Origin of the sequence: Chitinophaga sp. 22620 (assembly GCF_052044405.1) — a bacterium.
Lineage (GTDB): Bacteria > Bacteroidota > Bacteroidia > Chitinophagales > Chitinophagaceae > Chitinophaga.
Window position 1 is genome coordinate 604,117 of the sequence record NZ_JBQEMV010000001.1, and the last position, 24,482, is coordinate 628,598.

The 24,482-nt window shown below is 52.2% G+C and carries 30 protein-coding genes; 17 read left to right on the top strand and 13 right to left on the bottom strand.

Features of this window, described 5'->3' with window-relative positions:
• The first annotated feature begins 122 nt into the window (after window positions 1–122).
• Together feoB and ACTJIK_RS02570 are read left to right on the top strand one after the other, a co-directional pair.
• On the top strand, window positions 123–2,249 hold the full coding sequence (gene feoB, locus ACTJIK_RS02565) for a ferrous iron transport protein B (RefSeq protein ID WP_440644714.1): 2,127 nt from the start codon (window positions 123–125) through the stop codon (window positions 2,247–2,249).
• A 107-nt stretch (window positions 2,250–2,356) separates the two neighbouring features.
• Window positions 2,357–3,238 carry a M28 family peptidase gene (locus tag ACTJIK_RS02570; RefSeq protein ID WP_440644715.1) on the top strand — a complete coding sequence of 294 codons (882 nt, stop codon included), beginning with the start codon at window positions 2,357–2,359 and terminating at the stop codon, window positions 3,236–3,238.
• On the opposite strand, the gene ACTJIK_RS02575 is transcribed toward ACTJIK_RS02570, so the two are convergent.
• Window positions 3,228–3,929, bottom strand: coding sequence for a hypothetical protein (locus ACTJIK_RS02575; protein WP_440644716.1), 702 nt, complete (start codon window positions 3,927–3,929; stop codon window positions 3,228–3,230). The two genes, ACTJIK_RS02570 and ACTJIK_RS02575, sit on opposite strands and share 11 nt — an antisense overlap.
• Before the next feature lie 134 nt (window positions 3,930–4,063).
• Between ACTJIK_RS02575 and paaA the strand changes: the two genes are divergently transcribed.
• Genes paaA through nadD form a run of 5 tightly spaced genes read left to right on the top strand, consistent with a single transcriptional unit; the run spans window position 4,064 to window position 7,302 of the window.
• Window positions 4,064–5,062 (top strand): 1,2-phenylacetyl-CoA epoxidase subunit PaaA, encoded by a 999-nt coding sequence (paaA, locus tag ACTJIK_RS02580; protein ID WP_440644717.1) that lies wholly within the window; start codon window positions 4,064–4,066, stop codon window positions 5,060–5,062.
• Window positions 5,063–5,072: 10 nt separating this feature from the next.
• Window positions 5,073–5,453, top strand: a complete 381-nt coding sequence (locus ACTJIK_RS02585; RefSeq protein WP_440644718.1) for a hypothetical protein — start codon at window positions 5,073–5,075, stop codon at window positions 5,451–5,453.
• Complete coding sequence (gene paaC / locus ACTJIK_RS02590) at window positions 5,440–6,204, top strand: 1,2-phenylacetyl-CoA epoxidase subunit PaaC (protein ID WP_440644719.1); 765 nt, start codon at window positions 5,440–5,442, stop codon at window positions 6,202–6,204. Before ACTJIK_RS02585 ends, paaC begins: the two co-directional genes overlap by 14 nt.
• Before the next feature lie 9 nt (window positions 6,205–6,213).
• Window positions 6,214–6,702, top strand: coding sequence for a 1,2-phenylacetyl-CoA epoxidase subunit PaaD (paaD, locus tag ACTJIK_RS02595; protein ID WP_440644720.1), 489 nt, complete (start codon window positions 6,214–6,216; stop codon window positions 6,700–6,702).
• 27 nt (window positions 6,703–6,729) lie between these two features.
• Window positions 6,730–7,302 (top strand): nicotinate (nicotinamide) nucleotide adenylyltransferase, encoded by a 573-nt coding sequence (gene nadD, locus ACTJIK_RS02600; protein WP_440644721.1) that lies wholly within the window; start codon window positions 6,730–6,732, stop codon window positions 7,300–7,302.
• A 16-nt stretch (window positions 7,303–7,318) separates the two neighbouring features.
• Here the strand turns inward: nadD and ACTJIK_RS02605 are convergent, their stop codons facing one another.
• Window positions 7,319–8,395, bottom strand: a complete 1,077-nt coding sequence (locus ACTJIK_RS02605) for an AI-2E family transporter (RefSeq protein WP_440644722.1) — start codon at window positions 8,393–8,395, stop codon at window positions 7,319–7,321.
• Window positions 8,396–8,609: 214 nt separating this feature from the next.
• On the opposite strand from ACTJIK_RS02605, the gene ACTJIK_RS02610 reads away from it, so the two are divergent.
• Genes ACTJIK_RS02610 through ACTJIK_RS02620 form a run of 3 tightly spaced genes read left to right on the top strand, consistent with a single transcriptional unit; the run spans window position 8,610 to window position 9,632 of the window.
• Complete coding sequence (locus ACTJIK_RS02610; RefSeq protein WP_440644723.1) at window positions 8,610–8,804, top strand: YtxH domain-containing protein; 195 nt, start codon at window positions 8,610–8,612, stop codon at window positions 8,802–8,804.
• A 31-nt stretch (window positions 8,805–8,835) separates the two neighbouring features.
• Window positions 8,836–9,246, top strand: a complete 411-nt coding sequence (locus ACTJIK_RS02615) for a hypothetical protein (protein WP_440644724.1) — start codon at window positions 8,836–8,838, stop codon at window positions 9,244–9,246.
• Window positions 9,247–9,263: 17 nt separating this feature from the next.
• The gene (locus tag ACTJIK_RS02620) at window positions 9,264–9,632 is read left to right on the top strand and encodes a hypothetical protein (protein WP_440644726.1); all 369 of its coding nucleotides are present in this window, start codon (window positions 9,264–9,266) and stop codon (window positions 9,630–9,632) included.
• Window positions 9,633–9,634: 2 nt separating this feature from the next.
• Here the strand turns inward: ACTJIK_RS02620 and ACTJIK_RS02625 are convergent, their stop codons facing one another.
• Window positions 9,635–10,660, bottom strand: a complete 1,026-nt coding sequence (locus tag ACTJIK_RS02625) for an SPASM domain-containing protein (RefSeq protein WP_440644727.1) — start codon at window positions 10,658–10,660, stop codon at window positions 9,635–9,637.
• A gap of 121 nt (window positions 10,661–10,781) precedes the next feature.
• On the opposite strand from ACTJIK_RS02625, the gene ACTJIK_RS02630 reads away from it, so the two are divergent.
• Window positions 10,782–11,546 (top strand): glycoside hydrolase family 25 protein, encoded by a 765-nt coding sequence (locus tag ACTJIK_RS02630; RefSeq protein ID WP_440644729.1) that lies wholly within the window; start codon window positions 10,782–10,784, stop codon window positions 11,544–11,546.
• Between the two features lie 8 nt (window positions 11,547–11,554).
• On the top strand, window positions 11,555–11,821 hold the full coding sequence (locus tag ACTJIK_RS02635; protein WP_440644731.1) for a hypothetical protein: 267 nt from the start codon (window positions 11,555–11,557) through the stop codon (window positions 11,819–11,821).
• A gap of 10 nt (window positions 11,822–11,831) precedes the next feature.
• Here ACTJIK_RS02635 and ACTJIK_RS02640 read toward each other — a convergent pair whose 3' ends face one another.
• Both ACTJIK_RS02640 and ACTJIK_RS02645 read right to left on the bottom strand, forming a co-directional pair.
• The gene (locus tag ACTJIK_RS02640; protein ID WP_440644732.1) at window positions 11,832–12,326 is read right to left on the bottom strand and encodes a CAP domain-containing protein; all 495 of its coding nucleotides are present in this window, start codon (window positions 12,324–12,326) and stop codon (window positions 11,832–11,834) included.
• 285 nt (window positions 12,327–12,611) lie between these two features.
• The gene (locus tag ACTJIK_RS02645) at window positions 12,612–13,028 is read right to left on the bottom strand and encodes a CAP domain-containing protein (RefSeq protein WP_440644733.1); all 417 of its coding nucleotides are present in this window, start codon (window positions 13,026–13,028) and stop codon (window positions 12,612–12,614) included.
• A 712-nt stretch (window positions 13,029–13,740) separates the two neighbouring features.
• On the opposite strand from ACTJIK_RS02645, the gene ACTJIK_RS02650 reads away from it, so the two are divergent.
• The 4 genes from ACTJIK_RS02650 to ACTJIK_RS02665 all read left to right on the top strand — a co-directional run bounded on the left by ACTJIK_RS02650 (window position 13,741) and on the right by ACTJIK_RS02665 (window position 16,293).
• On the top strand, window positions 13,741–14,163 hold the full coding sequence (locus ACTJIK_RS02650; protein WP_440644735.1) for a hypothetical protein: 423 nt from the start codon (window positions 13,741–13,743) through the stop codon (window positions 14,161–14,163).
• A 9-nt stretch (window positions 14,164–14,172) separates the two neighbouring features.
• Window positions 14,173–14,862, top strand: a complete 690-nt coding sequence (locus tag ACTJIK_RS02655) for a DUF4241 domain-containing protein (RefSeq protein ID WP_440644736.1) — start codon at window positions 14,173–14,175, stop codon at window positions 14,860–14,862.
• Between the two features lie 10 nt (window positions 14,863–14,872).
• Window positions 14,873–15,481 carry a YiiX family permuted papain-like enzyme gene (locus ACTJIK_RS02660; protein ID WP_440644737.1) on the top strand — a complete coding sequence of 203 codons (609 nt, stop codon included), beginning with the start codon at window positions 14,873–14,875 and terminating at the stop codon, window positions 15,479–15,481.
• A gap of 104 nt (window positions 15,482–15,585) precedes the next feature.
• Window positions 15,586–16,293, top strand: a complete 708-nt coding sequence (locus tag ACTJIK_RS02665) for a DUF4377 domain-containing protein (protein WP_440644738.1) — start codon at window positions 15,586–15,588, stop codon at window positions 16,291–16,293.
• A 71-nt stretch (window positions 16,294–16,364) separates the two neighbouring features.
• Here ACTJIK_RS02665 and ACTJIK_RS02670 read toward each other — a convergent pair whose 3' ends face one another.
• On the bottom strand, window positions 16,365–16,958 hold the full coding sequence (locus ACTJIK_RS02670; protein ID WP_440644739.1) for a DJ-1/PfpI family protein: 594 nt from the start codon (window positions 16,956–16,958) through the stop codon (window positions 16,365–16,367).
• Between the two features lie 172 nt (window positions 16,959–17,130).
• Here ACTJIK_RS02670 and ACTJIK_RS02675 point away from each other — a divergent pair, with 172 nt between their 5' ends.
• The gene (locus ACTJIK_RS02675) at window positions 17,131–17,262 is read left to right on the top strand and encodes a hypothetical protein (RefSeq protein ID WP_440644740.1); all 132 of its coding nucleotides are present in this window, start codon (window positions 17,131–17,133) and stop codon (window positions 17,260–17,262) included.
• Between the two features lie 68 nt (window positions 17,263–17,330).
• Here ACTJIK_RS02675 and ACTJIK_RS02680 read toward each other — a convergent pair whose 3' ends face one another.
• From ACTJIK_RS02680 to ACTJIK_RS02710, 7 genes are all read right to left on the bottom strand, one after another.
• Window positions 17,331–18,371: a BamA/TamA family outer membrane protein gene (locus ACTJIK_RS02680; RefSeq protein ID WP_440644741.1), complete on the bottom strand. Its 1,041-nt coding sequence runs from the start codon at window positions 18,369–18,371 to the stop codon at window positions 17,331–17,333.
• Between the two features lie 196 nt (window positions 18,372–18,567).
• Window positions 18,568–19,434: a hypothetical protein gene (locus tag ACTJIK_RS02685; protein WP_440644742.1), complete on the bottom strand. Its 867-nt coding sequence runs from the start codon at window positions 19,432–19,434 to the stop codon at window positions 18,568–18,570.
• 35 nt (window positions 19,435–19,469) lie between these two features.
• Complete coding sequence (locus ACTJIK_RS02690) at window positions 19,470–19,940, bottom strand: hypothetical protein (RefSeq protein WP_440644743.1); 471 nt, start codon at window positions 19,938–19,940, stop codon at window positions 19,470–19,472.
• Window positions 19,941–19,951: 11 nt separating this feature from the next.
• Window positions 19,952–21,361 carry a nicotinate phosphoribosyltransferase gene (locus ACTJIK_RS02695; RefSeq protein WP_440644744.1) on the bottom strand — a complete coding sequence of 470 codons (1,410 nt, stop codon included), beginning with the start codon at window positions 21,359–21,361 and terminating at the stop codon, window positions 19,952–19,954.
• 210 nt (window positions 21,362–21,571) lie between these two features.
• Window positions 21,572–22,264 (bottom strand): NUDIX hydrolase, encoded by a 693-nt coding sequence (locus ACTJIK_RS02700; protein WP_440644745.1) that lies wholly within the window; start codon window positions 22,262–22,264, stop codon window positions 21,572–21,574.
• 19 nt (window positions 22,265–22,283) lie between these two features.
• Entirely contained in the window at window positions 22,284–22,673 is a 390-nt protein-coding gene (locus ACTJIK_RS02705) for a hypothetical protein (protein ID WP_440644746.1), read from the bottom strand.
• 23 nt (window positions 22,674–22,696) lie between these two features.
• Entirely contained in the window at window positions 22,697–24,322 is a 1,626-nt protein-coding gene (locus ACTJIK_RS02710; RefSeq protein ID WP_440644747.1) for a M28 family peptidase, read from the bottom strand.
• Window positions 24,323–24,482 lie beyond the last annotated feature (160 nt).

Consider the following 24,482-nt stretch of genomic DNA (forward strand, 5'->3'; position numbering starts at 1 on the left):
GCCCGTTTCCCCTGTATTTCCGTTAAAAATGCCGCCGTTCCTCCATTTTTCCCGATCCGATCATTCCCCTCGCTATTTAATTGCTAGTTTTGCGTATTCAAAAATTGAAGGATCAGATAAGGATGAAGGTACCAATAAACATTGCGCTGGTCGGCAACCCGAACAGCGGAAAGAGCTCTCTCTTTAATGCGCTGACAGGATTAAACCAGAAGGTTAGTAATTTCCCGGGGGTAACGGTGGATAAAAAGACCGGTATTGCCCGCATTGCTCCCCTGCTGAATGCCAATATCATCGACCTGCCCGGTACCTACAGCCTGTATCCCAAGAGCGCGGATGAATTCGTGACCTACGACGTGCTGCTGAACCCCAATGGGGAAGACCGGCCGGATATGATCCTCATTATCGCTGATGCTTCCAACCTCAAACGCAACCTCCTTTTCTGCTCCCAGATCATAGACCTGAAAATGCCAGTGATCATTGGTCTTACCATGATGGACCTGGCGAAAAAGAAAGGCATAGAAATAGACCTCGCCGGCCTGGAACGTGAGCTGGGCGTGCCTGTGGTGGCTATCAACCCGAGGAAGAACAAAGGCCTTCCCGCCCTCAAAAAAAATATTGAGCTGATCGCGCAGGAAAAATTCGGCGCCCCGGCCCGCGATTTCATTGACAATCACCAGCTGGCCCCCGCCGTGATCGAAGGCGTGAAACAAAGCATCCATGGCATCAGCGATTACGCCGCCCTGCACGTGGCCGTGAACCACGACGAGCTGGAATTCCTTGACAAAGCCGGCCAGCAATCCATCCGCGCCCTCCAGCAGCAGCATCATTTCAACAAGACCAAAGTGCAGGCGGAAGAGATCATGCAGCGCTACGCCCGCATCAAACATATAATGAACAGCACCGTGGTGGAAACCGACCCCCTGCAGCAGCAACTGCAAACGGAGCGGATAGACAACCTGCTGCTACACCGGTTCTGGGGTTACCTGATCCTGCTGGTAGTGCTCTTCCTGCTGTTCCAGAGCATTTTCTGGATCGCCAGCTACCCGATGGATCTCATAGAAGCCGGTTTCGGCTCGCTGAGCGGCTGGGTATCCGGCATCCTGCCAGAGAATAACTTCAGCGACCTGCTGGTAAACGGCGTCATAGCCGGTTTGGGTGGTATCGCCGTTTTTATCCCGCAGATCATGATCCTTTTCGGGCTCATAACGGTGCTGGAAGATACCGGCTACATGGCCCGCATCAGCTTCCTGACGGACCGGCTGATGCGCCAGGTGGGCCTCAACGGCAAATCCGTGATGCCGCTCATCAGCGGTGTGGCCTGCGCAGTGCCTGCCATCATGGCCGCGAGGAACATTGAGAACCGGAAAGAAAGGCTGATCACCATCATGATCACGCCCCTCATGAGCTGTTCCGCCCGCCTGCCCATTTACACGATCATGATCGCGCTGGTAATACCGGACAAGCCGGTGCTGGGTTTCCTGAGCCTGCCAGGCCTCGTGATGATGGGGCTTTACCTGCTTGGGTTCTTCATGGCCATCCTGGTGGCGGCTGTCATGAAATTATTTATTAAGATCAGGGAGAAAAGTTATTTCATCATGGAACTGCCCGTTTACCGCGCGCCCCGCTGGAAAAACGTAGGTACCACCATGGTGGAAAAAGCGAAAATATTCGTGATGGACGCAGGGAAGGTGATCATGATCATTTCCATCATCCTCTGGTTCCTCGCCTCATACGGGCCCTCCAAACCCATGCAGACCGTGCATGCGAAATACGAGCAGCTGCAGTCGCAAACCACAGACAGCGCGCAGCTGGCGGAGCTCGACCACCAGTTCCAGTCCGAGAAGCTGGCCAATTCTTACGCAGGTATCCTCGGCCATGCCATAGAGCCCGCCGTAAGGCCGCTCGGCTTCGACTGGAAGATAGGCATTGCGCTGATCACGTCCTTCGCGGCGCGGGAAGTGTTTGTAGGCACCATGGCCACGCTTTACAGCGTGGGCGAAGCCGATGAAACAGACGCTACCCTCCGTGAAAAAATGGCTTCCGCCACGCGGATAGATGGAACGCCGGTATACACGCTGGCCACGGGATTGTCGCTGATGATATTCTACGCCTTTGCCATGCAATGTATGAGCACGCTGGCCATCGTGAAGCGGGAAACGAAGAGCTGGAAATATCCCATCATCCAGTTCGTGTACATGACCGCGATTGCCTACGTCTGCAGCTGGATCGTGTTCCAGATTTTTCAATAGCTTTATTGCATAATGATATGGAACCGTTCCGAAAGCTTCCGGAACGGTTTTTTTTGTGGATCGCGATCAGCCCGGAAGTGGTATTTTTGAGAAAATAACCCGGCATTATGAGACACATCCTTCCCATTTTAGCTATCCTGTTTTCCCTCAACGCCCATGCACAGATAGATTCAGCGCAGCTGATGAAAGACGTGAAAACCCTTTCCGCAGACAAAATGGAAGGCCGCAAAACCGGCACCAGAGGCAACCGCATGGCGCAGTTCTACCTGCTCGACAGGCTGAAGCAGCTGAAGCTCAGCCAGTTCAACAACACTTTCGAACAGTCTTTTTATTTCGGGCAGCCGCAGATCATGGGCACCAATCTTTACGGGTATATTCCCGGGCGGGTGGACAGCTTCATTGTGATCTCCGCGCATTACGATCATGTGGGGATCAGCAAAAACGCGGGAGGCGCGGACAGTATCTTCAACGGCGCGGACGATAACGCTTCCGGCGTGGCAACGCTGCTGGCCATCGCGAAATATTTTAAGGAACATCCGCCGAAATACCAGCTCATATTCGCCGCGTTTGATGCCGAAGAGCTGGGGCTGCAGGGCGCCAAAGCATTCGTTGCCCGCCTGCCTGTCCCTGCCGGTAAGATCATCCTGAACATCAATATGGACATGGTAAGCCACAACGATAAAAACGAATTATACGTTTGCGGCACCACGCCGTATCCCTCGCTGAAAGCGCCTGTGAGCGCAGCGGCGGTCCGCAGCAGGGTGAGCCTGCCCTTCGGGCACGACAAACCCACGGACGGCAGCCAGAACTGGACCTCGCAAAGCGATCACTACGAATTTCATAAAGTGAAGATTCCCTTCCTGTATTTCGGCGTGGAAGATCATGCGGACTATCACAAAGTGACGGATGAATTTGAAAAGATCAACCCTTCCTTCTTCTATCGCGCGGCAGGCGCCGTACTGGAGGTGGTAAAAGAATTCAATAAGTAGGCGGCAGCATGGGCGGCTCCACGCCCAGTTCCTTCAGTCCGTTGCGGATGCGTTGCGCCCAAACCTGCTGTGAGCTTGTGTTTGGGCCATACACGGCATTGTCGTAGTCTTCCTGCATGCGGTTCATTTCCCTGAAAGATTCAAGGTATTCGTATTGGATGCGGCTGTCGTGATCATCGATAGTAAGCGGCATGGCAAGCACTTTGCGCCGGAAACGTTCGGAAACGAGGCGTGTGATATCAAAATGAAGCTGCTCGTGCTCCAGCACATGGCGGCTGGGCGGCATGCTCCGGCTCCAGGAGGAGCTTTTTACCCAGAAGACCTGTAAAACCAGCCGTATCTCCAGCGTGTCGCGGTACTGGCGGGTGCTTCCATCGAATGCAAAGCTGGTGAAGCTGACGGCCTCGCTCTTGCCCGAAGCGCTGCTTCTGCCGAGGAAATCGCCGGGGATAATGTGGCGCTGGTGATAAAAAAGGGTGTCTGACGAAGGGTCTTCCGGCCGGTTTTCGGAAACAAACACCACTTTGATGATAGGTTCTTTGCGCAGGGGCGGGCCGGGTTGCGGCGAAGATGCTTGATAATCCGGCAGGATGTTTTTTAAGATGGGCAAAACCTTTTCCCCGCCCGTTACCTGCGGGTTCAGCGGCCCGGCGAGGCAGCAGCAAACCAGTGCAATGGCAGTTGTGATCATGCTGTATTAAAGATCGGAAATGTGCCGCAAGCTCCGCAAAAAAGTTTGTTAAAATCCGCAGTGGGTGCAGGAATCCTGAATTGGGCGAACGGCTAAAATTCAGTAATTTACAGGATTACCAAAACAATCATTCCATGTACGGAGGTGGATATATCTTTGACGAGCCGAACAAACGGCAGTTGAACGAAGAACAATTGCACGATGATCCGGAAAAGCTCGCCGAATTTGAAGCCCGCATTACCCGGGGAGAAAAGATAGAACCGGGGGACTGGATGCCGTCTGAATACCGCAGGCAGCTTATCCGGCTGATAGAACAGCATGCCCATTCCGAAATTATCGGCGCGCTGCCCGAAGGCACCTGGATCACCCGGGCGCCCGGCTTCAAACGTAAGCTCGCCCTTATCGCCAAAGTGCAGGACGAGATCGGCCACGGTCAGCTGCTTTACAATGCCGCCGAAACCCTCGGCAAAAGCCGCGAAGCCATGATCAACGATCTGCTGAGCGGTAAATCCAAATATTCCAACGTATTCAATTATCCTGCTGAAACCTGGGCGGACGTTACGGTGATCGGCTTCCTGATAGACGCCGCCGCCATAGTGAACCAGGTGGCCAATGCCAAAGGCTCCTACGGCCCCTACTGCCGCGCCCTGGAAAGGATCTGCTACGAAGAAAGCTTCCATCTGAAACAAGGCCACGACGCATTTATTGAACTCGCTACCGGCACGCCCGCGCAGCGCGCCATGGTGCAGGATGCGCTCAACCGCTGGTGGCAGCCCATTATGCACTTTTTCGGCCCGCCGGACAAAGCGTCCGTGCACAGCGAAAAGCTGATGCAATGGAAAGTGAAAATGGCCAGCAACGACGATATGCGCAACCAGTTCCTGGACACCTATGTGCCCAAGATCTGGGATCTCGGACTTACCCTGCCGGACGAGAACCTGGTAAAAGACCCGGCCACCGGCAAATGGTCTTATTCCGACCCGGACTGGGATCTGTTCAAAAAGGTCATCAACGGCGGCGGCCCCTGCAACAAAGAAAGGCTCGACGTGCGGAAATGGGCGGAAGAGCACGGCCGCTGGGTGCGCAAGGCTTTAATGAACCCGACAGAAAAAACAACCGCCCCGGTTGCATAAAGATACAAGCATGGACAACCAATCATTAGACCCGCGCGTAAAACGCCTGAAACTCAATAGCGGCGGGGAGCCCGTTACCGTACAGGAAGGAGAGAACTGGAATGTTTTTGAAGTTTTCCACCAGGAAAAACGCGGCGCCCATCACGAACACGTAGGCTGTGTGCATGCTCCGAACGCCCAGCTGGCGCTCGTTTTCGCGAAAGAACAATTTGCCCGCCGCAAAAAATGCGTGAACCTCTGGGTAGTGCGCAGCGCGGATATCCTTTCTTTCGATACAGAAGACGAGGACATGTTCGCCAACAACCTCGAAAAAACTTACCGCGACGCCAGCGGCTTTAAGGTTATGGAGAAGATCAACAAGTTTAAAAAATCCGCGAATGACAAGGAATGAAGCCATCGGTTACCTGCTTACCGCCATGGCAGACGATGCCCTGGTTCAGGGTCACCGCAACTCGGAATGGACCGGCCTCGGCCCGATCATGGAAGAAGACATCGCATTTTCTTCCATGGCGCAGGACAAAATAGGCCACGCCTGGGCGCTTTACCGCATCCTGCACGAAAACCTCCAGGGCACGGAGCCGGACCGCTTCGCGTTTCTCCGGGGGGAGAAAGCATACAAATGCTGCCACCTCGTGGAAATGCCCAACGGCGAATACGATTTCAGTCTCATGCGGCATTTCCTGTTCGACCATGCGGAGGCCATCCGCTGGGAACAGCTGCAGCAAAGCTCCTTTGAGCCGCTGGTTCCGCTGGCGCGCAAGCTGAAAGGCGAGATAAAATACCATACCCTTCACGCCAACGCCTGGATCACGCAGCTGTGCCGGGCGGGGGAAGAAAGTTACGCCCGCATGCAGAGCGCACTCAATACCTGTTTCCCGCTGGCGCTGGGTATTTTTGAGCCTGCCCCGGAAGCGGAACAATTGCTGATGGCGGAAAAAATTTACGCCGGTGAAGCCGCGCTGAAAGAACAATGGATGGACAGGATCTACAACATCCTGGCGGTAGCCGGCCTGAACCTGCCCGATGAAAAAGCTGTAACGCCCGCGTATGGCGGCCGTAAGGGATATCATACAGAATATCTCCAGCCGCTGCTGGATGAAATGGGATACGTTTTCAGGATGGACCCGGAAGCGGTCTGGTAACCAATGCATATGACGATAACGGAAGACAGGATATACAAAGCCCTGGAACAGGTGATGGACCCGGAGATCCCGGTGCTGAACGTGCTGGACCTGGGCATGATCACCCACGTGGAGATCACCGGAAACGGGGCCGTGCTCATTAAAATGATCCCCACTTTTTCCGCCTGCCCCGCCGTGGAGCTGATCCGCAACAACATCCGCAGCACGGTGGAAAAAGAGCTGGGCGCCAGCGTGACCGTGGAAATAGACAAAAACGCGAACTGGAACAGCAACCGTATGGCGGAAAGCGCGAAAGAAAAGCTGAAGAACTTCGGGATAGCGCCGCCGCAGATCCATAACGGTGAAGCCTACGCGGAAATACTCATGCACACCGCCTGCCCGCATTGCAACAGCGAAAACACTTACCTGCGCTCGCCTTTCGGGAGCACGCTGTGCCGGGCCATCCACTACTGCCGTGAATGCGGGCACGTGTTCGAACACTTCAAACCGTTGGAGTGAGCGGACAATTTTAGGTATATTGCCACCATGAAAATCGGTTTATACTTCGGATCATTTAATCCTATCCATACCGGGCATATGATCATCGCCAATTTTATGGCTTATCATACCGACCTCGATAAGGTTTGGCTGGTGGTTTCGCCCCATAACCCGCTGAAAGCCTCCTCCAGCCTGCTCAACGAACATCACCGCCTGCACCTGGCCGAAATGGCCATACAAGACGAGCCCCGCCTGCGCGTGAGCAATATCGAGTTTTCCCTCCCCCGCCCTTCCTTCACCATCGATACCCTTACCTACCTGACCGAAAAATTTCCCACGCAGGAATTTGTGGTGATCATGGGCAGCGACAGCTTCCAGAACATTCCCCGCTGGAAGAACTACCGCCAGCTGCTGGACAACTATGAAATATACGTGTACAACCGCCCGGAGCACCCGGTAACGGACACTTTCGGGGCAAAGGTCACTATAGTGGACGCACCCATGCTGGACATTTCTTCCAGCAACATCCGCAAATGGATACAGGAAGGCAAAAGCATCCGCTACATGGTGCCCGATGCCGTTTGGAGGTACATCAATGAAAATAATTATTACAAAGGCTGATCAACAATCTGTGGAGTTATTCCCCCGTTTTTTTCATCTGTTTTTCTTTGGTGTGAGCGGTTTTCACCACCTTCACCTCGCGTTTTTTCACAAGGTATTCATTGGAGTAGATCTTTAGCAGCACGATGAAAAGCGATATGAGCAGCGGCCCGAAGATCAGGCCGATAAAGCCGAACAGGCTCACGCCGATGATCACGCCAAAAATGGTGATCAGCGGGTGCACGTCCCCGATCTTGCGCGCCAGCATCATCCTGAAAATATTGTCGCTGGACCCCACGACGCCGAAGCCGTAGGCCAGCACGGCGATGCCCTGCCAGGTTTGCCCGGCAGACAGCATGTACAGGCCCATCGGCACGTACACAGCGGCCGCGCCGATAATAGGCAGCATGGCCGTAAAAGAAGTGACCACGAACCAGAACACCGGTTCCGGCACGCCGAATATCAGGTAGCCAACGAGCGATATCACGCCCTGGATAAGGGCTATGAGCGGTATGCCGATGGCGTTGCTCACCACCATGTTCTTCATTTCGGCGCCCAGCAGCTCCACGTTCTCGTCTTTCAGCGGGATGTATTCATACAGCGCTTCCTCCATTTCCCGCGCGTTCACCAGCATGAAATACAGTATAAAATACATGATCGCTACGGCGGTGAGGGTGTTGAAAGTGGCGCCCACAAAGCCCGGCAGCACATTGGTGATGTATTCCTGGATCTTTTGCAGCCGCGCTTCCGTCATCAGGTTGAAGCCTGTGCTTTGCTGCAACTGCTGGTTTATTTTTTCAAGCCCTTTGATCAGCTCCGAAGAATGGTTGATGGCGTAGGCCACCTTGGCAGTGAGCATATTCACCAGCAGCCCGAAGGGCAGGAGGATAATGAGGAAAGACAGGATCATGATGGTAGCCGCGGCCCAGTTCTTTCGCCATTTGCGGACCTCCACCAGCCTGAACATATATTTGCGGGACAACACATAAAAGGTGACCGCGCCGAGGAACCCCGGTAAAAAGGCATACAGCTCCTTGAAGAGGATAATGGCCAGGAAGGCCAGGATCAGGAGAAAAATGATCTGCTTTAAACGTTCATTGTCGAGATGGCTCATAGTTTGGTTGCTGGGTGTAATATAATTTACAGGATTTTAGGATGATCACAAAGTTTGCCAGATTTAGCAAAAGGGCCAATAATGTTGTTTTTGTGTTTTATCCGGGGAGTTGAACAATTGTGGAACAAAGTTTGTAACCATAATTGTGGAGTTGAATGGGCACCCCGTACTCCCTGAAACCCGATTTCTTTTCACTTTATTAAAACTCTTGATTATGAGCAGAAGTTCAAAAGCGGTGGTATCTTTTATTGTAGGAGCCGCTGTAGGCGTAGCCGTGGGTTATTTCCTGAATTCCGACAAAAAGGAAGAGCTGGTTGGAAAGCTGAAATTCCAGACGGACAAACTGAAGGATAAGTTCCGTGCAAAAAAGCAACAGTTCGAAGATGCTATGGAAAATGAATTAACTTGATATCCATTTCAGCATCTTAAAATCATTATGCATGGAAGATAACTTTTCCAATTACTTTACGGAAACAGGCAAGGTAGCCAGGGAATACCTGGAAACCCGGCTGGACCTTATCAAATTGCAGGCAGCGGGAAAGCTGTCGAAAGCGTTGGGCTTATTCTTTTCGCTGATCATGGCTTTCCTGCTGTTCTTTTTTGTGGTCGTGTTCCTCGGCATGGTGCTTGGTTTCTGGATAGGAGAACAAACGGGCAGTATGACCCTCGGGTTTTCCTGTGCCGCCGGTTTCTTTATCGTGCTGCTGCTGGTGATGATCTTTTTCCGGAAGGGGCTCATCCAGCGCCCGCTGGCGAATATGCTCGCGGTCGAGCTGGTGGAGGAAATAGAGGAGATGGAAGAAAAGATCGACGAGCGCAGGGAAGAAAAAAGAAAAGCATCCAATGACTAAATTTTACCTTCCTACACATGGCGAAAGTTAAAGTCAAGAACCTGGCAATGCTGGATCATGAGATCGCGCGGCTCCAGCAAAAAAGCCGCCGGCTGGAAAATCAGCTGGGCAGCCGCATAGACCATCTTAAAGGGAATTACAAAAAGATGGCGGTCAATTCCGTAGTGCCGGGCATTGCGAACAGCGGCGCCATGGGCTTCCTCGGCGGAATGGCCAAAACCCTCTGGCAGAGCGGTTCCGCAAAATCGGTGCTCACCAAGGCCGCGCTCACCGCGCTGGAATTCGTTGCGGTGCGCTTCGGCATCAAACTGTTCAATAATATCAAGAACAAGCGGCACCGCCGCAAAGCGGAAGCCAATAAAACGAAAACAAGTCCCGAAGAATAGCCCTATCCCCACACTTTCGTACCCTCGCTGCAGTTAGCGCAGATATCGATATGCTTGCGCCCCTTGATGATCTGGGAGCGGAAGCGCACGTAGTTATCATTATGCCACAGCGTTTTGAAGCTGGATTCCTTCAGGTTGCCGAGGCGGTGCGTAGCATCTTTATCAAAACAACAAGGCACCACGAGCCCGTCCCAGGTGATCACCGGTGAATGCCAGAGCCGCCAGCAGTGGTCGCTGAGCCTGTTTTTGATGGAATAAGTGCCGTCGTCGTTCTTATGGTAACGGGAATATTTGTCGATAGTGGGTATCAGGCGGTTGCCTTCCTCGTAATCGTATACCTGCGCAGTTTTAAAACGCACTTCATCCACCCCGATCTCCGCTGCCAGCTTTTTGATGTCCTCTATCTGGTGCTCGTTCGGCTTCACGACCAGGAACTGGAAGAAAACGAAGGGTTTCTTTGAATTCAGTTCTTTTTTCCATTTCACGATATTCTTTGCCCCGGCGATCACTTTGTCCAGATGCCCGCCCACGCGGTATTGCGTGTACACGTCCTGCGTGGTGCCGTCTATGGAAATGATCAGCCTGTCAAGCCCGCTTTCCACGGTTTTACGTGCATTCGCGTCCGTTAGGTAATGGGCGTTGGTGGAGGTGGCGGTGTAAATGCCCTTGGAGGAAGCGTACTTCACCATGTCCAGGAAAGCGGTGTTGAGGTAAGGCTCGCCCTGGAAATAAAAGATGAGGTACAGCAGCTCTTTATGCAGCTCGTCGATGGTTTTGCGGAAGAATTCATTCTCCAGCATGCCCGTTGGCCTGGTGAACGCCCTCAGCCCGCTCGGGCATTCGGGGCAGCGCAGGTTGCAGGATGTGGTGGGCTCAAAGGAGATGGAAATGGGCAATCCCCATTGAATGGGTTTTTTCCGCCATTTGCTCCAGTAGTAGCTTCCCAGCACCTTTCCCGCGTTCCAGCCGCGGCGCAGCGTGAATTTGGAAAGGAAGTTCAATGCATCATTCAGGTTCGGTTTCGGCATAAATCGGGCCTCTTTAGGATCATAAATTTACGACAACAATATGGCCTTTCATGCACAGCACAAAAAATTGCCCTATACTTGCTGTTGATTTTTAAGGAGAACAGAAAAGCTCAACACCACCGTGGCAAGAACCAAACGCGTACGCCGCCCCCTTATTTTCCTCTTTTTTATGCTGATAGCAGCCGCAATTGCCGGTGCATGGTGGCTTTTGCGGAATAAGGAGCCGCTTGAATTTGTGCGGTACGAGGAATTCGGGATAGATATCCCCGTTAATTATTCCATTCACGGCATAGACATCTCCAAGTTCCAGGGGAATGTGAACTGGATGGCCGTGCGGCAAATGCAGGTGGAAAAAATCAAGATCAGCTTCGCTTTTATCAAAGCGACCGAAGGGATCAGCCGACAGGATGCCACGTTCAAACGCAACTGGGAAAAGGCCAAAGCCGCCGGGATTATCCGCGGGGCGTATCATTTCTTCTATTCTACCCGCGACCCGCTGAAGCAGGCGATCAACTTCAGGAACGTGGTACAGCTGGAATCCGGCGACCTGCCGCCGGTGCTGGATATTGAAGTGCACAACAACCAGCCGCCCGCCGTGATCCGCAGCACCGCCCGCATCTGGCTGGAAGAACTGGAAAAGGCCTACGGCGTGAAACCCATCATCTACACCAATATTCATTTCTACGAAACCTACCTCGGGAAAGAATTCGACGAATACCCGCTCTGGGTGGCGCATTATTACCAGAAAGACAAGCCGAGGAGCGCCCGCAACTGGATGTTCTGGCAGCACAGCGACATCGGCCGGGTGAACGGAATCCGCACCACGGTTGATTTTAATGTGTTCCGCGGCGACAGTTCGGAGCTGGTGAATCTTTGTATTCCGTAACTTTAACTATGGACGAACAGAAAGACCAGGACGAAAGTAAAGACCAGTTTGACTGGCAGCTGATGCAGTTTTTCACGAAGATCATCCGCACCGTGTTCATCGGCATGTTCTGGATGCTGATCAATATTTTCTTTGGACTATACCTGGGGTTTGGGGTTCCTGAGGAATCTACCCCGCTCAGGATGACCATTTTTTATGGCTGGTTCGTGCTGAGCCTCGGGGCTTACATCTATTTCCTTTGGCGGGTATGGCGGAGGAAGATGCCCCCGCCATGAGCAGCATTGTTTATTTTGAAGTGCCGAAAACCTGCGTCCACAGGTTATCTGCGCGGCCTACTCCCATTTCCTGGAAGCCTGCGTTCATGATATTCTTACAATGGCCTTCGCTTCCCAGCCAACCGCTGATCACCGTTTCTTCTTTGGAAGGCCCGCTGGCAATGTTCTCTCCCATCAGTGAATAACTGAACCCGGCCGCTTTGATGCGGGATTGCGGGGTGGAGCCTGAAGGACTGTTATGCGCAAAGTATTTTTTGGCTTTCATATCCACGCTGTGCTTAACGGCAGCCAGCTCCAGCAGTACGTTCCATTTAACGGGGGCAACGGGCGGCATCCAGGTGCCATTGCAGTTGCAGCCTTTGGCGCGTACATTATTCACCAGTTCCAGCAGCAGGTTCTTGTTCACATTATTTTCCACCACATCCACAGAGCCGGGATTAGTAATTTCTTCCTCTTTGTCTTCAGGCTGCACGAGGTCTTCTTTACCGCAAGACGCCAGAAACAAGCTGATAGTTACTAATAAGGGTACAAAACGAACAAATTTTAATGACATTATTTCCCAGTTAATTATAAAACAATAGGTACTGGGTTCTTAATAGGAAGGAGGTTAAAGCACGTTGGCTTTTTCAGAGGAAAGGGTTAAGAGTTATTCTGGAACCAAAGGTAAAGCGTACTCCCCGAAAACAAGCATGGGGCTTGCAAAAAATATGTTAACGAAAATAACAAATTAAAGATCAATATAGTATGATCCTTCGTTTGTCATGCTGCTGCGGAAATAATGCAGGCGGGGCTAGTGGCCTGGTTTTGGACTGGCCATTTCCTGGCTCCAGAAGTTGCCGGCCTTTGCCACGCCCATTTCAGTGAATTTGCTGCTCATCAGTACCTTGCAATGGACAACGCTTTTGGTGAAGCCTTCAACCAGGGTCTTTTCAGTGAGTATGCCCAGCGCAATGTTCTCACCCCAGGCCAGCCAGGGATAGCCCATGCGGCTGATGCGTTTGCCGGCGGTATTGCCCAGGAGGTCGTTGTGGGAGAAGTATTTATTTTTGTCCATATCCTGGCTGTGCAGGTATGCGGCGCGTTCCAGCGCTTTATTCCAGCGGATGGGCGGCGCCGGGGCCATGAACGTGTCTCCGCACTGGCAGCCTTTGGCCCGCACGTCGTTCACGAGAGATAGCAGCAGGGCGGCATCAACCGGGTTGTTCATTACGAACGTGGTATCACCAATGGGTTCAGGCGGAGGCGCTGTGTAAACGGTTAATGGTTCTTTGTTGCAGGCTACGCACATAAGTAGCCATATGCATACGGCGGCCCCTGTTGCGGGACGTACGAATCGCAAGATCATTGTCTTTTAATGATTAAAGCGTGAACAATAAAGTCGGCTTTCGGAAGGCTACGGGTAAAATCAGGATCTGGGGCAGGATGATCTTTTAATGGCGATCATAAGTATGGCAGGAACGCTGCAAAGGTATTCACCAATCCCGGATTCTGCTCCTTCCGTTATGCAAAATTCCTGTTAACGTATTGAACGTTAATGAATTGTAAATCGTTTTCACAGGCGCCGGAAGTAAAATCGATATAATCGGCATAGGCTAAAATCGCCGCTTCCGGCAATAAGACTTTTGATAATAAATCAAATATATAAATTATTGATATAATGTAAAAATTTATATGTCATGCGAAAGTAGAGATTTCAGGCAGGGGAATTCCGTTCTTCAGAACATTGGTCGTATTTTTATTCGCCGTTATATTATTTAAAAACAATATTAATGAAATCAACTGTTACTGTCCTTCCTGTGAGCACATGGTTGTTCCCGTTGTTGTTAATAATTGCTTCATGCGGGCAGTCCGCCCCTGCAAAAGTATCCGCGCAACAGCCGGAACCTTTGGTTGACACGTTCGTCTTAACAAAAGACTCCGTGCTCAATGAGGTCCCAGAAGAGGATTTATGGGAGGAATGTTATCTGGTGGTGGCCGATACGGGAACGGATTATTACACGCTCCGTGGCATATTGGAAGATGTGAAACACATCACCGGGCAGGAGATAGACACTTTCGGCAGGTATTACAATGTGGAGAAAGACAGCCTGATACTCCCGGAAGACGATGCGGATGAGATGTGGGCGGGCGCTTATTTTCCCCGCCGCGAAATGACGCCGGCCGGAAGTATCGAATACCTGGACGCTTACCGGCGGAGAGATACTTCTTCCCGCATGCTAGCGGCTGTAGCAGGCCTGTTTGCAGAAAAAAGAGGAGCGGACTCAATGTTGGCGCTGATCCGCAAACAATACCAGGGCGCCTGGGTAATGAAAACCGAAGTGTATATGGGCTGCATGCATTAACCGCGCCGGATGAAGTTCCTGAAAAAGATATGGACCCGGCGCCGCGAAAAAACGCCGCTGCCCGCCCACCGCGACTTTTGCAAGTTCTTTGCGATGAATGAGGCAGGCGGTATGCCGCTGGAAAAATGGTACATCGGCAAGCTTCACCTGCCGGGAGGTTTTGTTGTAGCCTGCGATCCGCTGCTGGGCCTGCACAACGCATTCCCGTTCACGCGGAAAGTGCCGCCCGGCGAATACCCAGCCACCATGCTGCTGGCGCGGTCCGGCTTCCGCAGGCGCAATGCCTTGCTGCTGGTGAAATTTGCAGACCAGAAGCCGGTGAAGTTTGAGCTGGCTGTGCTCCCCGGCCAAAGCGACCGCCTGGCACACAGGCGCGGCAGCTTCTCCGGCTTCACGGCGGACGCGGGCATCGGCTGCATCTGCGATGCGCATACGCAGAAGCACTACAACAACTACCTGGAGCGTTTCTTTAAAGACAACCCGGGAGGAAATATTTACGATTCGCTTTTCACCAGGGCCTTCGCGCGGAAAGCGCGCGGGGAAGAACAACTCTGTTATAATTTTTACCTGCCCACCCACCCGCAGCTGAACGTGATCATGTTCCACACCGGGTATGGGGACGGCATTTACCCTGCTTACTGGGGCATTGCGGAAGACGGTTCGGTAAGCAGCCTCGTGATAGATTTCATAGTGCTATAAATTATTTTTTATGCCCGCTTTAAAACACTTAATCGCATTCGCGGCCAGCCTCATCAGCACGGTGGTTTTTTCCCAAAAGAAAGACCTGCGGGAAGGCGACATTATTTTCCAGACCAATATTTCCCCGCAATGCAAGGCCATTGAGCTGGCCACGCATTCCAAATTCAGCCACTGCGGCCTGCTCTTCATGGAAAACGGCCGCTGGATGGTGTTTGAAGCCGTGCAGCCCGTGAGCGTTACCACCTTCGAAGAGTGGACCATGCGCAACAACCGGCACTACGCAGTAAAGCGCCTCAAAGCCGATTCACTCATAACGCCGGACGTGATCACCAGCATGAAGGAAGAAGGAAAAAAATATCTCGGGAAGGACTATGACAGCTACTTTGGATGGTCAGACGAGCGGATATATTGCTCTGAACTGGTATGGAAGATCTATCATTCCACGACGGGCCTTGAAGTAGGGCAGCTTAAACCCATGCGCGAATATGATCTCAGCCATCCGCTTGTGAAAGCCACGATGAAAGAACGTTATGGCAATAATATTCCGCTGGACGAAAAAATGGTTTCGCCCGGCGTTATTTATGAAAGCCCTTTATTGATAACGGTTACAGAGCAATAATGGGCAGCCTCACACAATTGTTTTTGTCTTTCTTAAATGATGAGGGAATAATAATGGAGGATCAACACAAATGCTTTTCGTTTGTTATCCTGTAAAACGATCTCATGAAACAGCACCATATCCTGATGCTTGCGGGAGCGCTCGCCTTCGCGGCCTGCCGGAATAATCCGAAAGCCAATGCAACAGACAGCACGGAGGTAACGCAAACCTCGCCGCCGGAAGGTTATTACGAAGCCAGCCTGGCTGCAGCTTCCAGCCCTGGCAGGCACATCACGCTCAGCCTGCGCCCCACCAACGATGCGGAAATGACGACGGATTATATGAACGCCACTCCCGAAATAGTACAGATCGGCAACTGGACCTTGCAGGACAGCGGAAGGATATTCATGACCCTGGTAACCGTTGGCAGCGGCAACCCGGAGAAAGACACGCTCACTTTCCAGCAGGAAGGAGAAAGCCTCCGTTATACCGGCAGCGATTATGGTACGGACGGGCTTACGCTGGTGAGAAAAGAAAAACCCGCTCCCGGCAATAAGGAACTGATCGTATGGGTGAAAGGAGAAGAAGAATGCGACCGCGGCCCGGGTTTCGGCAAAACAAAATGTTACCAGGTGCAGTACGGCGATAAAATGATGGTGCCTGCAAATGAGCCATGGAACAAGCTGATGGAGCCCATTGAAGGGTTTACTTTCGAAAAGGGGAATATCTACAAGCTCAAAGTAAACCGCATCCCCCGCGATCCGAAGATCCAGGACATAGGCGCCTATGAATATAAGCTGGTGGAAGTGATGCAGAAAGAAAATGCAAAATGATCCGCTCCGCGCTGAAGATAATTTTCCTGAGGAAGGCCTGCCGCCTTCCTTTTTCATGTGCTTTCAGAAAGCTACTCGTGCCATAGGTGCTGGAATTCCGGTTTGTGGAAAAAGCCGAACCAGAAAGCAAATTCTTTGTTCTCTAACAGCCCCAGCTTAGAAACGACCGCATGCGCGAAAGCCGTACCGGCGGTGCCATTTGCAGTGATCACCTGGCCGGCCGTTACCGCCGGTTTGGCAACATAATTTGCTTCGCCTTTATATTCCGGAACCGCCTGTTTCAGCAAGCCAAGGTCGTTGCTGGTATGGGGAATATCGTCCAGGATGCCTTCGCTCGCAAGGTACAGTGTGGCATCGCAGATCGCGGCCAGCAGCTTGCCTTTGCGGAGGATGTCCACGATGAACGGGGAGATCTCGCGGTTCCTGCCTTCACCCCAGGCCGCGCCCCCGGGCAGTATCACGATGTCTGCAAGGTCTGCCTCCACTTCCTCCAGGGACAGCTGCGGGATGATCTGCAGGTTGGCGGCGGAAATAACAGCATTGCCGTCTATGGAGAAGGGGCGTACTTCATATGGGGAGAACTGTTGCAGGGCAGCGGCCGCCAGGGCTGGTTCCCAGTCTGAATAGCCGTTGAAGACGAACAGGTAGCAAACTTTGTTTTTCATGATCGGTGCGTTTAAAGGGTGACGGTACAAAGATCATGCAGGGGATTGACAGCGGTGTGTCAGCAGGAAACGGGGGCGGAAAATTTTTAACGGGAAGGAAATGAGGAAACTCATTGTCTATTTCGGCATAATGCGCTAACTTGCTCCCTGAAATATTTAAAAACTGTATATCATGCTGTTGAATGTATTACTCAACTCTACTTACGAGATCGGCAATAAGATCGGGCATTTCGGCGCCTGGTTCTGCATCATCATTTTCGGTGCAATGTTCCTTTACGCGATGGTGAAGTACGTAAAACGTTAATTCAAACCTACTCCAGATACGGGCTGTCCGGCTTTGCCGGGACGGCCTTTTTTTATGCCCTGAACTTTTTAGAAAGCCTCTGATACGGAAAGGTAAAACCCGCTCTGCCGCTTCTCTCCCGGTCTTTTTTCACCCCAGCCGTAATCCAGCCTTATAGTGAGGCGGGTATGTTTGTCGTAAAAATAACGGACACCCAGGCCGTAGTTGGGTTTCAGCCGGTCCAGCGCAAAATCGCGGTTGGCAAATACGGTGCCTGTGCCGGCGAAGGCCGCCAGGGCAAAGGTGGGCTGCATGTCTATGAACCACATATTGATACGCATCTTCGGATCGAAGTAATAGCGGTATTCCGCCTGGGCGGCGAGGTAATTCTGATCACGGTAGCGGCCGGTATAGTACCCGCGCATGATATTGTCGTTGCCCATCTCTGGCAGCAGGTAGAACGGCAGGGTTTTTCCCTGCAACGACTGCCCGTAGCCGTTCAGGCCCAGCGTGCTGCGTTGTGAAATGCGAAAAAATTTGCTGGCCTTTGCTTCCACGCGCCACAAAGGATGTTTGCTCAGGAACTGCGGGGCGTAAGCCACGGTCAGGCGGGCGTAAGTGCCCAGGGTGCAGTAGTTCTGGTTATCGCGGTTGTCGTAAATGGCAGTAACGCCCAGGAAGGTGGCATAGCCGCCGTCTTTATCCACGAGGTTTTCAGTAGGATAAATGCCTTTATTTTCGTCCTGCGTGAACACATCGTGCTGGTAAGTGACGGACAGCCCCGCGTAAAAGTGGCTGGTGATACGTCTTTCGGCCTCCGCCAGTAATTTATAACGCTGATTGCCTATGAGGGAACGGTCTGCATAATGCGTGGTATCGCCCAGGCCGTAGAAATAGACCGGGAAATCGTGGTAGCGGATATTGGTTTTGATATGCCAGTCATTGTTCCTCGTCCAGTTGTCCGTACGCAGGTCTATCTTGAACTGCTTGTTGGTGGTGAAGGTGGCGAGCAGGCTGGCGGTGGAGTTGCGGGTAAAGGGCGACGGGTTCTTTTTGTCGCCGTAGTAGGAGTAAAGCGCCGCCACGCCCAGTTCCAGGCCTTTTTCCGGGGAAAAACCGAGAACAGGCAAAGGAAAGAAGCTGTTTTTTCTATGGGCAAGGAGTGAATCCTGCGCCTTTAAACCAGAGCTTGCCAACACGCACAATGATAGAGCTGATAAAGCTTTCCGCATAGGGGCGCAATATGCGAAAAATATTCCGACCGGCAATGTACTGCGTTATTGTGCTGTTTACCGCTTTTTAACCTAAATGTTTGTTAAAATAGCATTAGTTAGGGAGATGTGATTTCCGCCCGCGGATGAAGCCTGCGGTAATGTTGACAATAAAAGCGATCTGTCCCGCAAAAAATGTGATCAGAAATAACCAGAGTACTACCACTGAAAGCTCATTGGCAAAAGCAGGCGACAAGGAATAATAGAATAAAAATGCTGAAACGGCTGCCGCCAGGGAGCAGGAAACATGAATGCGCTGCAACACCGGCCATTGCCTGAAATCAGCCGCCAGTGCGTAAATCAGCGCTTCGAAGATGAACAGGAGGCTGACGGCCACGGCCGGCCTGAACGCGCTCAGAAAAAGACTTTCCCCGAAGAGTTCGTCGAGAATGCCCGCTGCAAGCAAAGCCGATCCGATAGCCAGTATCTGGATGGCGGCAACGGAGGAAGGTTTTCCCAATGATTCGCTATGATGAGGTCCCTTCCTGCCGCGGCGGAAGCCGGTTATCAGGTTCGCAATAAAAGCGAACTGCCCGATGATAAAGACCAGCCTGGCGATGAGCATTGTGACATCAAACAGTTTCCCGCTCGGGTCAAGCTGGTTGTCGCCATAATCGACATAGCGGCGGGGCATGGAAGGCTGTATGTACAGGAAAAAAATAACAGGCAGGAAAACCATGCTGATCACATGCAGTACCTGCAACCAGCGCAACTGCCGGAACCGTCGTGTGATGGCATATAAAAAACCTTCCAGCCCGATGAACGCACCCAGTTCCAGGGGTGTTTTCATTTCCTCAATGATGGTCCAGGTATCGCCCGTGTGAATGACCTGCGCTGAATTAAAGACTATAAGCGTTCCCACCAGGAATGTCAGGATGGCGATGAGGTACAGCTGGATGTCTGGTCGGGAGAGGTATTTCATTTGATATCAGATTTATTTCGAAAATGATGTAATCCTCACCTGGGCCCGCTTTTCCTGCCCCGGTAAAACCCGGCAATAATGTTCACCAGAAATCCAACCTGCCCGGCCAGGAAAACCAATACAGTAAAGACCAGCAAAGGCCCGGATACCTGCAGCATGCTAAAGCCGCCCAGGTCATAGTATATCCGCGGCGTACCTGGTTCGGTGTTAAAAGAGCCGCCGAAATAACTGTAAAAGCCAAACGAAATGGCTACCCAAACCAGACTAGCCACATGCAGGATATGCAGCCATCGCCATTGCCTGAACTTCGCCGTGAGCGTATAGATACCGGCCTCCGGCATAACCAGGAAAGCAAAAATAACAGCGAGAGAAAAAAGGCTGAGCACATAATAGGTGTCGTGCAGATGAACGTCTACCGCGTAATGCTTTGCAACAGCACCCGCTGCCAGGCAGCACAATACGATCAGGACAAGCTGTATGTCGGGGCGGGATAAGAATCGTTTCACAGGGGGAGATTTTATAGTACAGCTAATTTACGGATTTCCTCAAACCGCTGGTCTTTTACTACTTTCCCGTTCTCAAACACGGTCTGCAACAAATCTTCCGCATCGGGCCTTTCCCCGGCCGGCAGGGTTTTGAATCCATCCGTATCCTTTACCAGCTTAAGTTTCCCGGCTTTCGACTTTTTAAAGGAAGTGCGGAGATTACCCGCTGCATCCATTTCCACGGGCGATTTAGATACGTCCACGCTTTTGCCGTTTATTTCCGCGTAAGAACATTTGAGGGCAAATTCCTGCGTATCGCGGTTTACGCGCTGCAGCAGCGCGCCGCCCATGCCCAGTACAAGGTTCTCCGCGCTTACGCCTGCCTGTTTCAGCGCCTCGTATATTTCGGGGATGGAAGTATAACTGATGCCGTCTCCCTGTATCACCCGCACCTGCGGCGGCAGCACCTTGTATCCTTTTTCGTTGAGGGTGAAGCCGAATTTGTCCATCAGGATGCTGAACACTTCCAGCAGGGTGCGCACCGGGTCGCCGGAATCAGGACGGATCACCAGGGTACCCTTCCGCGCCAGTACCTGCTCCTTCAGCTGCGTGCCCCAGTATTCGGAACAGGCGCGGAAGATATTGTAGGAGTCCGACACGCAGGCGATCGTGCCTTCGGGGAACGTATCCAGCACATGTTTGAAAATAGCCGCTTCGCCTTCTTCCCCCAGCAACGTAACAATGGAATGTTCCGTAGCCGGGATGGACAGCCCCGGCGCGGAGGCGGCATGATAATATCTTTTGGCAAAAGTGGATGCCACCAATGTGTCGCTGCCGCTGAAATTGACGAGGTGCGCGCTCCCGCCGATGCCCGCGCCCTCCACGGAACTGGCCCCGCGAAAACCAAAATCATTCAGCACAAAATCGATTCCGGCGAAAGAGGCCTCGCTGGCCGTGGCCCGGTAATACTGCGTCACCACTTTTTTGATCTCCCGCGACAGCGTGGCCACGGTGCAGGGGTACCACACCTGCATGAGCAGCGTTTCCAGGAAATTGGTGAGCCAGTAACAAGCGGGGTCCGTGTTTTCGATGGTCATCAGCACGTTTTTCACCGGCACTACCGTTCCTTCCGGCACGGCGCGGATCTTCACGGGCAAATATCCGCCATGTTCCGAAAGGATATATTCAAACCGGGAAGCATCGTACACATCGCTGCGGCCAAATACTTCAGGCAGCATCTCCCCCGCCTCGCGGATCTTTTCCGCGGTGATCACCGGACCTTCCAGGTATGCTTTCAGGAAATATTGCAGGCCGTAAAAAACCGTTTCTTCAAACCGGCCGCCCCTGCTCTCCAGGTAGGAATAGATGAGTGAAGTGCCCGGAACGTAAAGCTTATGATGGGAATATTTGTACGCGTCTGCCAGTAAAATGAGATTCTCCATATGCAGCGAGGGTTGTTCTTTACGAATTTAATGCTTCGACATGAACTTATACGCATCGCTTTCCCGCCAACACCATGAAACTCAATACGGATAAGCGTTTAGCATTATGCATAACCCTATTCGCGTACTTTTTACACATTTTTTTGATATTTTACTTAAAGTAAATATGTTTTTTGTGTAAAAAACATGCAAAAACTGATTATCAATTTATTAGGAGAAAATCTCGATATAGCCGCTTTTTTCCTTCAGTTCTGCAAATTTTTGCCGGTTGAAGCTATATAATTGAGCAGGACGGCCTTGTAAAGGGTGTTTCATTTTTTCCTGCTGAACAGCCAGCAACCCAAGGGTATGCATTTTTTTCTGGAAGTTCCGCCGGTCGATCTGCCGGTTATAGACCCATTCATAGAGTTTTTCCAGCTCTGAAACGGGAAATTTCTGATCCAGCAGCTCAAACGCCAGTGGCTCGGAGCGTAAACGCGTGCGCAGGTGTTCGATGGCGCCTGCAATCACTTCGGCATGGTCGAATGCCGTGGCCGGGAGCTCTTTTACAGGATACCAGCGGGCTTCCTTGTTCCCCGCTCCTAAAATGATCCTGGACGCGGAAGGCTTCACCAGCCCCAGGTGCGCCACGCAAAGGATGCGCCCGCGGGGGTCGCGGTCCGGGTGGCCCCAGGTGCGCATCTGCTCCAGGTAATTTACCTTCAGCCCGGTTTCGTCGCGGATCTCGCGGTGCACGGCTTCTTCAAGCGGTTCGTCGTTCTGCACAAACCCGCCCGGAAGCCCCCACTTGAAAATATGCGGCGGGATGCTGCGTTTGCTGAGCAGCACCATCATTCCTTCTTTTGATGTAAATCGCAGTACTACGGCATCTGCCGTCACCCTGATATGTTGATGGACTGGCAAGGGATAAAATTTTAGGGATTCATTGACCGCTTACATATTGTTTTACCTGCGATGTTCCTTTATGCAGGTTCACGAAGAGCGGATTTTTCTGTGGATCAAAAACAATTATGGTTCCGGATTCCCAGGCATCTGCGGGGGCTGGCAGCACAATTTCAACCTGTAAACCGTTCGCGCGGCGGAACATCAGGCTGTCTTTCCTGATATACCTCGCTTTATAGTCATTCGCTTCCAGGAAGCTCACAATACTGTCACGGCTTGCATTCGCGGCACTGTCCGTACGGATGGGATGCTCGCGCAGCACGTAACATTTCGCATCTATCACATCATAATTAGTGGTATCTGTCTTTTCACGGACAGGGTTACACGAAGCAGCGGCCAACAGGGCCAGCGTAAAGATGATATAACGCATGCTGCAAGTTATAAAAACCACGATTAAAAACTGATATCAAATACTTTATCGGCAGCGCCGCGCTTTACTTTCACGGTGGTTTTGTCGCCGGCTTTAAATTTTCCCAGCGCGTTCATATACGTTTCGATGTCAGAAACGGGGTAATCGCCCAGCTGGGTGATGAGGTCGCCGGTGAGGATGCCGGCTTTTCCGGCGGGCTTTCCATCGGTTACGCCATCTACTTTTACGCCGCCTTTCGTCCAGGTGTAGTCCGGCATAATGCCGAGGGTTACGGAGAAACGGGCGCTGCTGCCCATTTGCTGCTCGCGGGTTTTGGTAAAGGCGAGTTTGGGGCTGTTGTTGGTTTTTTCTATGATATCGTATACCAGCTTCACGACGGTAAGGCCGCCTTCGTAGTTGATCTTGTCCGCATCGTCGCCGGGTTTGTGGTAATCGGTGTGGGTGCCGGTGAAGAAAAACAGGACGGGAACGTCTTTACGGTAGAACGATGTATGGTCGGAGGGGCCGGTGCCGGAGGAATCATAACTTACTTTCAGGGCCGGGGGAACGGCGGATTTCAGCACGGCGCCCCAGGTGGGGGAAGTGCCGGTGCCGCCTATCTGGAGCCCTTTTTCTTTGGTGAGGCGGCCCACCATATCCATATTCACCATGTAATTAAAGCTGGTTGCGGGCACAGCGGAATGTTCGGTGAAATATTTGCTGCCGAATAGGCCCAGCTCTTCACCGGAAAAAGCCACGAATAAATAATTGTTATTTTTCAGCTTCGACACTTTCAGGAGCCTGCCCAGCTCAATAAGTGCGGCGGTACCGCTCGCATTGTCGTCAGCCCCGTTATGAATGGCCTTTTCGCCTGGAGCCAGTGAATTATGGTCCTCGCCGTATCCCAGGTGGTCGTAGTGCGCGCCCAGCACCACCGTATTGGCGGCGCCGTTATCTATATAGCCCACCACATTGGTACCGGTGCGCTTGCTGGGTTTAAAATCCACCTGGAGGTCCAGCTGGAAACCATTCGCATCGTCTGCGGACAAGGTTTTGCTGGCTTCCGGCCCCACCCAGATGGCGGGGATGGCGAGCGGCGCTTCTTCTTTCCCGTCCAGCCAGCGGCTCACGGTGCGGAAATCTTCCGGGCCGTTGAAGAACACGATGCCGGTAGCGCCGTTCTGTTTGGCTTCTTTGGTTTTTTTCTGATAAAATTCAAGCGGGGAGCCGTGAGGATTGATCTCGTCTTCCGAGGCCTTAACATTGATGAGCCATACGTTGTCCGGCTCGTTCACGCCCGGCAGCACTTCTCCTTTAGCGGCTTTGGTAGCCGAAAAAGGCAGCGGCAGGTATTGATCTGCGGGCAAAGCTTTATGATTGATCGTCAGTTTGGTGGCGTTCCCGGGTTCTTTCCCTTCCCTCACGGTGAAGGTTTGCAGGTAGCCATCGTCCCCTTTCGGGCTGAGGCCGGCAAGCTTCATCTGTTCTGCAATATAGGTAGCGGCCAGCCGCTCGCCGGGAGTGCCGGTGCGCCTGCCCTCCAGCTTGTCTGAAGAGAGGTACGTTACATGGGTTTGCAGGTTTCCGATGGTTTTGCGGTCTGCTTTCTTCTGCGGATACGCCGCCATCGCAATGGAAACAAGCGGCAGTAACAGGTAGATCTTTTTCACTGCAAGGGGAATTTGGTGACAAAAATAGGGAATCGGTGATCAAACGCTGTAATTATCACAGGATTGTCTGTCCCCGCCCCCCTCTTTGTTTAATACTCAAATTATATGCTAAATTTGCCGCACTCTGAACAGGTTACAACAAAACAGAAACATTTTACTC